This is a genomic window from Arthrobacter sp. Hiyo1 (genome assembly GCF_001263615.2).
GTDB lineage: Bacteria > Actinomycetota > Actinomycetes > Actinomycetales > Micrococcaceae > Arthrobacter.
Genome location: NZ_DF952469.1, coordinates 102,412 through 104,279, shown reverse-complemented (window position 1 = coordinate 104,279; position 1,868 = coordinate 102,412). Strand labels below are relative to the sequence as shown.

The window sequence follows — 1,868 nt, the reverse complement described above, 5'->3', positions numbered from 1 at the left end:
GGCCGTCCAAGGGACGTCCTGCGAGGGTGCTGGCCACCCACAAGGAGCGTGCAAGGTCGCCCTCATGCCGTGGCTTTCGGGCATACCACAGGGCGTTTTCGACCTCGCGAACCAGGCTCCATTCGCGGGCCGCTTCGCCGTCCAGGCCGGCCGCGCGGCTGAAATCCGCGCAACGCTCCAAGAGCGCAACCTCCGGGGCCGTCGTGGAGAGGTCGCGGATACGGTTCCACAAGATCGGGGCGACGGCGAACTCCGCCTCACCGATCTTTGGTTGCGGATCGATCGCCACGTATGCGCGCCTTCCGGCGGCCCGGGCGCCATTGAGGTGGGGGAGGATGTTCATGAAATGCAGGTCGCAATGGACCAGGACGTCCCTGCCCGCCCGCCGTCCGACAGCGCCCCGGGTCTGGCACACCTCCAATGCGGCTTCCAGGAGCCATCGGGGGAAGGGCTGGCCAAGGTGCTCCCAGTCCGCCGGCAACTCATCGCTCCAGCGCTCGGCACGTGCCGCTATATGCTCAAACTCTTTCCACTCGGGCCGCTCGTCGGGTTCGATGCTGAGTTCCTTCACGAGCGATCCCCACACGTCGCGGGCTTCGTCCATCGGGGCGCCTGTAGCCAACTGACGGCGTCGAGCCGCTCCAGGAGCATCGCGCAGGACGCGGCATCGGCGTCGAGCATCCTGACGGCCCCGGTGCCGCCCCACAGGGCCAGCGCGTGCCGTTCAACGAGGGCCTCCTCGTGCGGGAACGCTATCTTGAGCACCGAACGGGCGCCGTTGTAGAGGACCGGAATGACGATGCCGCCGTGGCCATTCCAAGGTTGCCCGCCGGGTTCCAGGTCAACGGACAGCCGCCAGCGTTCCAAGCTGGCATTGATCAGTCCGGGCAACCCTGAGAGCCACGCCCGCCCCTCCGCTGTGCGGGAGTAGCGTGCCTGGAGGTCGCCAGGGATCGAAACGAAGGTAGACATCACTGTCAGCCTACCCAAGCCGGTCCGGGGATGGTTCAGACCACTCCGGAGGAGCCCAGGAGGCTTCCGATGAAGAACGTCGCAGCAAGCGCAAGGGCTCCGCCGATGACGACCCGCACGGCGGCGCGGGTCTTCGAGCTGCCGCCGATCCACGCCCCGATCGCTCCCGTGATGGCCAAGGCGAGCAGCACGGAAATGAAGGTCAGCGGTACACGCAGTCCCGGAGGCGGGAGCAGGATCGCGAGCATCGGCAGTACCGCGCCGAGGGTGAAGGCAATGGCGGACGCGAAGGCCGCGTGCCAAGGGCTCACGATGTCGTCCTCGTCGATGTTCAATTCGGCGGAAAGGTGGGCCGCCAAGGCGTCATGCTCCGTCAACTCCACGGCCACTTTCCGCGCTGTTTCAGGCCGCAGTCCCTTGGCCTCATAGATCGCAGTCAATTCCGCGAGCTCTTCTTCGGGTTCCTCGGCGAGCTCCCGGCGTTCCTTCTCGATGAGGGCCTTTTGGCTGTCACTTTGGCTGCTGACGGAGACGTACTCGCCGAGTGCCATGGACACCGCGCCGCCCACGAGTCCGGCGGCTCCGGCAGTGAGGATCGCGCCGGTGTTCGTGGTGGCGCCGGCGACACCCACCACGATGGCGGCGACGGAGACGATTCCGTCATTGGCGCCAAGGACGCCTGCCCGGAGCCAGTTGAGCCGGTGGGCGAGGTCGTTGGCGTGTGGTTCGTTCTCGTGCAGGGCTGCAGTTTCGATGGAAGCCATGGTACAAGCCAAGCACTTGGAATCTGCTGCCGCCAGCAAAGAAAGGCTTTCCTATGGACCCGGAGTGCCGCTCGGCAGCGGGGGCAGCGCCTTGCCGTCGACCGCAAGGCCGGCGAAGGGACCAACCGGGGT

1 protein-coding gene and 1 pseudogene are annotated in these 1,868 nt (G+C 66.6%); both read right to left on the bottom strand.

The features are described 5' to 3' along the window. Positions 1-972, bottom strand: a pseudogene (locus AHiyo1_RS05110) (aminoglycoside phosphotransferase family protein); the annotation flags it as partial. A gap of 35 nt (positions 973-1,007) precedes the next feature. Beyond that, complete coding sequence (locus AHiyo1_RS05105) at positions 1,008-1,736, bottom strand: VIT1/CCC1 transporter family protein (protein ID WP_059387825.1); 729 nt, start codon at positions 1,734-1,736, stop codon at positions 1,008-1,010. Between the last annotated feature and the right edge of the window lie 132 nt (positions 1,737-1,868).